The organism is Deinococcus murrayi DSM 11303 (assembly GCF_000482805.1).
GTDB classification, from domain to species: Bacteria; Deinococcota; Deinococci; order Deinococcales; family Deinococcaceae; genus Deinococcus; species Deinococcus murrayi.
On the sequence record NZ_AXWT01000020.1, the window covers coordinates 85,001 to 89,819 of the forward strand.

The following is a 4,819-nucleotide window of genomic DNA, read 5'->3' on the forward strand; positions in this document are numbered from 1 at the left end:
CAGCACCCCGGCGGCAACAAGGAGGTCACGCCGCGCCATCGGGGGCCTCCGCGAGGGCGAGCAGTTGACGCTCGCGCTCCTGCCGGGCCAGGGCCGCTACAACGGGCGCGAGGCCCCCCGCCATCACGCTGCCGAGGTCAAAGTTCTTGACCTCCCCCTCCAGGCGGTGGTCGGTGACCCGATGTTGCGGGTAGTTGTAGGTGCGAATCTTCTCGGACCGCTCGCCCGTGCCGACCTGCGCGGCGCGGGCCTGCCTTTCCTCCGCCTCGCGGGCGGCCCGCTCACGCTCATGCAGGCGAGCGGCGAGCACTTGCAGGGCCTTCTCGCGGTTCTTGATTTGCGAGCGGCTGTCTTGGCAGACCACGACGATTTCATCGGGGGTCCCCGCGCGGTACACCGCCCGCACCGCCGAGTCGGTGGTGTTGACGCCCTGCCCGCCCGCCCCCTGCGAGCGGAACACGTCGAGGCGCACCTCGGAAAGGTCGAGGGTGACCTCACCCGCCTCGACCTGCGGCAGCACCGCGACCGTCACCGTGCTGGTGTGGATGCGCCCCTGCGACTCGGTGGCGGGAACGCGCTGGACCCGGTGCACGCCGCGCTCCCACTTCAGGGCGCGAAAGGCAAACTCGCCCGTCACCTCCGCAACCACCCGGCTCGCCCCGCCGAGGTCGCTCTCGGAGGCTTCCAGGACGCTGAGCCTCAGGCCCGCGCCCTCGGCGTAGCGGGTGTACATCCGCAGGAGGTCCATCACGAACAGGCCCGCTTCCGCACCCCCGGCCCCGGCCCGCAGCTCCAAGACCACATCGCGGGGGTCGTCGGGGTCGGTGGGGAGTAGCAGCACCTCTAACTCGGCGTCGAGTTCGGCGAGCCGCGCCGTCAGGGTCTCGACCTCCCCGGCGGCCAACTCGCGCAGTTCGGGGTCGGTCAGCAGCTCGCGGGCCTGGGCCAGGGCTTCTGCCGCCTCTGCCCGCTCGCGGTGCAGGGCCACGACCGGGGTCAGTTCGCGGTGGCGGCGGGTCAGGCGGGTGTACTCGGCGGGGTCAGCAAGGACCGAGGGGTCACCCATCGCCCGCTCGATATGCGAAAACTCAGCCGCCAACTCCTCCAGGCGGCTTCTCTGGGCACCGCTCACCACGGCGGCCCGGCGGGGGGGAGAACGGGGGTGGACACAGGCTTCATGGGGGCAGTCTACCCCCGCCCCCGGCAGGCTGACCGGAAGGCAAGGAACAGCCCCCCCACTCGGCGGGCCGGGGACGTGCAAACTGGAGCGGTGCAGACTGCGACAGGGAGAGACGGGGCAACGCGGCGGGTAACGGTGGGGCTGCTGGGCTGCGGCACGGTGGGGCAGAACGTGCTGAAGTTGCTGGAACGCCGCCGGGGCGTCTTCGCCAGCATGGGCGTAGAAGTGGAGGTCGCGGGGGTCCTCGTGCGCGACCTGGGCCGCGAGCGGGACGTGCCGCCGGGCACGCCGCTGCGGGACGACCCCACTTTCCTTCAGGAGTGCGCGGTCGTGATTGAAGCGCTGGGGGGCATCGAAACGCCCCTCGCGCTGCTCGCGCCCTACCTCCGCAGCGGACGGCCCGTGGTCACCGCGAACAAGGCGCTGCTCGCCGAGCGCTGGGACGAGTTGCGGGAGCACGCCCTCGCCGGACGGCTGTACTACGAGGCGGCGGTGATGGCCGGAACGCCCGTCATCGGCCCGATGAGCACGGTGCTGCGGGCGAGCACCTTTACCCGCCTTCAGGCCGTGCTGAACGGGACCTGCAACTACGTCCTCTCGCAGATGGAAGCCGGGAAGCCCTACGCGGAGGCCCTCGCGCAGGCGCAGGCCCTGGGCTACGCCGAAGACCCGCCCACCCTGGACATCGGCGGTTTCGACACCGCCCACAAGCTGACCGTGCTGGCCCGCTTCTGTGCCCACGGGAACTTTCCGTACTCGGCGGTCGAGATTGAGGGCATCGAGGGCGTGACCCTGGAGGACGTGCAGGCGGCAAGGGCAGCGGGAGAGCGCATCAAGCTGGTGGCCGAGTTGCGCCGCGAGGAGGACGGTTGGCACGCCCGCGTTTCTCCCCAGCGTCTGCCGATGACCCACCCCCTGTGCAACGAGGGGGCCAGCCGCAACGCCTTGGTGTACGAGGGCGAGGAATGCGGCCCGCTGATTTTCGCCGGGGGCGGGGCGGGCGGGATGGTCACCGCGTCGGCGATGGTGGGGGATTTGCTCGACTGGGTGCTGGGCTTTCCGGGGCACGTGCCGCTGCACTGAGGGGCAGAACGACATCGTACGCCTCCACTCCGAGAACGTCACCAAGCGTCCAACCCTCACCGTGTAATTTCCCAACTTGATACTCATGAGTCTGTAGCCGGATAAGTAGCTTAGGTTGCAGGGTTGTAGCATGGCTATAGGAGATCTTCAGCGGCGACTTGGAGCCAACCTCAGAAGATATAGAGCCGCCCATGGCCTAAGTCAGGAGGCTCTAGCAGAGCTTCTCCAAGTACACCGAACGTACATTGGCGGCCTAGAGCGCGGGGAACGTAATCCGACCCTTCAGAGCGTTGAACGTCTCTCCGAGCGTCTCGGCGTCGATCCACTTCAGCTCCTCGTCTGCCCTACAAAGGAGGATGGGCGATGGGCATGAACTCCGCAATGTTAAGCCGACGTGCACGCCAGCCAGGGCATGACCGGACATTTCGAACTTCGGAGAAAAACTTTGTAGAAGCCCTCAAAAAAATCCTCGATTCGAATGAGTGGCGCGTGGAAGATCATCCGGGCGACTTACGCTTCGTCATCGGGGAAAGGTATGGTGTCGTCCCAGAAGCAAGTATCGAGTTCTTAGCAACCGGTCGTAAGTTCTTCTTCGAAGTCAAAAAACAGGGTCCTGCCGGTAATGCAGATGAGAGAGCGTGCAAGCACCATACAGTTCAGTTTTACAAAGAATTACACAAAAAATTTGGTTACGATTATCATCCCTTCGGCACTATCATGTGTGAGTCCCTGTCAACGATGGAGCGATATACGGTCAAGCATCCGTTCTACTTCGAACCGGACCACTATTTTTGCTGGGTTGACTACGACCTTGACTCTTTGGCGGATTACATTGCTCGCATCGCTAGCAGATGGCTGATAGACCCGCAAGACGATGGGACTCCGCAGGTCGTGCCTCAGTGAGGCCAACCAGCCACTGTATACTTAAGCCATGATCAAGTACCTCGGCAGTAAGCGCACATTGGTGCCCGTCCTCGGAGCGATAGCGGAAGAGGCGAGGGTGACGAGCGCCGTAGACCTTTTCACTGGTACAACGCGTGTGGCACAGGAGTTCAAGCGTCGCGGCTTAAGAGTTCTTGCTAATGACATTGCAACGTATTCGGAGGTCATGTCTCAATGCTATATATCTACTGATGCCAAATCCGTAGATATGAACGAGCTGGCTTGCACATTGCAGGAACTCAATCAGCTTCCGGGAAAGCGAGGCTATTTCACGCGCACTTTTTGTGAAGAGGCGAGGTTTTTCCAGCCCAAAAATGGTGAAAGGATTGATGCCATACGCGACGCCATCGAGGAGCGTTATTCAGAATCTTGGATGCGGCCAATCCTGCTAACGAGCCTGATGGCCGCAGCAGACCGCGTTGACTCAACAACAGGGGTACAGATGGCCTACCTAAAGGAGTGGGCCTCCCGATCATATAACGACCTAGAACTCCGACTCCCCAACTTAATCTCCGGAAGCGGCATTACCAGTCGCTGCGATGCCCTAGATCTTGTTCGGAATCTCCCTCGTCAGGAACTGGTTTATCTCGACCCACCCTATAATCAGCATCGATATTTTACAAACTATCACATATGGGAAACCCTGATAAGATGGGATGAGCCTGAGACCTACGGAGTAGCGAGAAAGCGCCTAGATTCCCGCGATGCAAGCACAAAAAGTGTTTATAATATGAAGCGCGAGATGCCTAAAGAGATGCAGCGCCTCCTCAACTCTATCAGTGCCGACCTAGTCGTCGTATCCTACAACAACGAATCATGGATCGAGCCGAACGAAATGATGATTCTGCTGCGCGAGGCTGGCTTTGAGGATGTTCGGCTCCTTGCGTTCGATTATAAACGCTATGTTGGTGCTCAGATTGGCATTCACAACCCATCTGGGGAGCGAGTAGGGCAAGTCAGTCATCTGAGAAACCTAGAGTATATCTTCCTTGCTGGAGCTTCCGACGTGGTGGATGCTTGCGCCGCCCGCGTGGAGCATCGTACAGCAGCGTCTGCACCAGTGCCGCTTTTTTAGTGGTGGTGCACGACCAAAATCTCTCTACGTCTTCCGCACACTTGCACCCCAGCCCAAAAAAATAAACCGCGCACCAGGCGCGGTTTTCTTTGGTGGAGGCAAAGAGATTCGAACTCTTGACCCTCCGCTTGCAAAGCGGATGCTCTCCCGCTGAGCTATGCCCCCTCAGCGCCGCTCAAGGTAGCAGAGCGGGGCGGGGAGGGCAAGCACCCGCTAGCATGGCCAGGCTTTTATCTTGACTGAGGCCAAGAAAAAGGGCTGATAGGGAGTTGTGCAACCACCCATCAGCCCACTGCCCTTTTTAACCCAAATCCCGGACTGGCGCGACCAGAAGCGCATCACATACCCCTGGGAGACGCTCTGGACGGTCATTCTGGTCGGCCTGCTGTCTGGGCCGGAAAACATCCTGGCGCTCTCTCAGTGGCTGCAAGGGCAGCGCGAGGTGCTGACACAGCACCTCGCGCTCGATCGAATCCCACAGCAAGCCATGATTTACCGCTTCTTCTGGTCCCTGGATAGCCACCTGGCCCAGCTCCAGA

General features: G+C 61.7%; 7 protein-coding genes and 1 tRNA gene (1 of these 8 only partly in view). 5 read left to right on the plus strand and 3 right to left on the minus strand.

Annotation, left to right across the window (positions count from 1 at the left end; translation table 11 throughout):
- Both H565_RS0104760 and prfA read right to left on the minus strand, forming a co-directional pair.
- A protein-coding gene (locus H565_RS0104760) for an NUDIX hydrolase (RefSeq protein ID WP_027460042.1) crosses the window boundary here: on the minus strand, window positions 1-39 show its beginning. It extends 459 nt beyond the left edge of the window; only the first 39 of its 498 coding nucleotides appear in the window; it begins with the start codon at window positions 37-39; its stop codon lies beyond the left edge, outside the window.
- Window positions 26-1,099: a peptide chain release factor 1 gene (prfA, locus tag H565_RS0104765; RefSeq protein ID WP_281170892.1), complete on the minus strand. Its 1,074-nt coding sequence runs from the start codon at window positions 1,097-1,099 to the stop codon at window positions 26-28. The genes H565_RS0104760 and prfA overlap by 14 nt, the downstream gene beginning before the upstream one ends.
- 171 nt (window positions 1,100-1,270) lie before the next feature.
- On the opposite strand from prfA, the gene H565_RS0104770 reads away from it, so the two are divergent.
- The 4 genes from H565_RS0104770 (at window position 1,271) to H565_RS15965 (ending at window position 4,280) form a co-directional block, all read left to right on the plus strand.
- Window positions 1,271-2,263: a homoserine dehydrogenase gene (locus H565_RS0104770; protein ID WP_245576161.1), complete on the plus strand. Its 993-nt coding sequence runs from the start codon at window positions 1,271-1,273 to the stop codon at window positions 2,261-2,263.
- A 130-nt stretch (window positions 2,264-2,393) separates the two neighbouring features.
- A complete protein-coding gene (locus tag H565_RS15960; RefSeq protein WP_084542894.1) occupies window positions 2,394-2,636 on the plus strand; it encodes a helix-turn-helix domain-containing protein in 243 nt (80 codons plus the stop codon).
- Window positions 2,633-3,166, plus strand: a complete 534-nt coding sequence (locus H565_RS16285; protein ID WP_157468878.1) for a PDDEXK family nuclease — start codon at window positions 2,633-2,635, stop codon at window positions 3,164-3,166. The genes H565_RS15960 and H565_RS16285 overlap by 4 nt, the downstream gene beginning before the upstream one ends.
- Before the next feature lie 28 nt (window positions 3,167-3,194).
- On the plus strand, window positions 3,195-4,280 hold the full coding sequence (locus H565_RS15965) for a DNA adenine methylase (RefSeq protein ID WP_084542895.1): 1,086 nt from the start codon (window positions 3,195-3,197) through the stop codon (window positions 4,278-4,280).
- 90 nt (window positions 4,281-4,370) lie between these two features.
- Here the strand turns inward: H565_RS15965 and H565_RS0104780 are convergent.
- Window positions 4,371-4,445 (minus strand) — tRNA-Ala (locus H565_RS0104780).
- A gap of 106 nt (window positions 4,446-4,551) precedes the next feature.
- Here H565_RS0104780 and H565_RS0104785 point away from each other — a divergent pair.
- Window positions 4,552-4,819: transposase family protein (locus H565_RS0104785; RefSeq protein WP_027460045.1), on the plus strand; the 268-nt coding region annotated here is incomplete at its 3' end.

Excerpts from the sequence above, each read along its gene's own strand:
- H565_RS16285 (WP_157468878.1), top strand. The coding sequence starts at position 2,633 with ATGAACTCCGCAATGTTAAGCCGACGTGCACGCCAGCCAGGGCATGAC.
- H565_RS15960 (WP_084542894.1), top strand. The coding sequence starts at position 2,394 with ATGGCTATAGGAGATCTTCAGCGGCGACTTGGAGCCAACCTCAGAAGA.
- H565_RS15965 (WP_084542895.1), top strand. The coding sequence starts at position 3,195 with ATGATCAAGTACCTCGGCAGTAAGCGCACATTGGTGCCCGTCCTCGGA.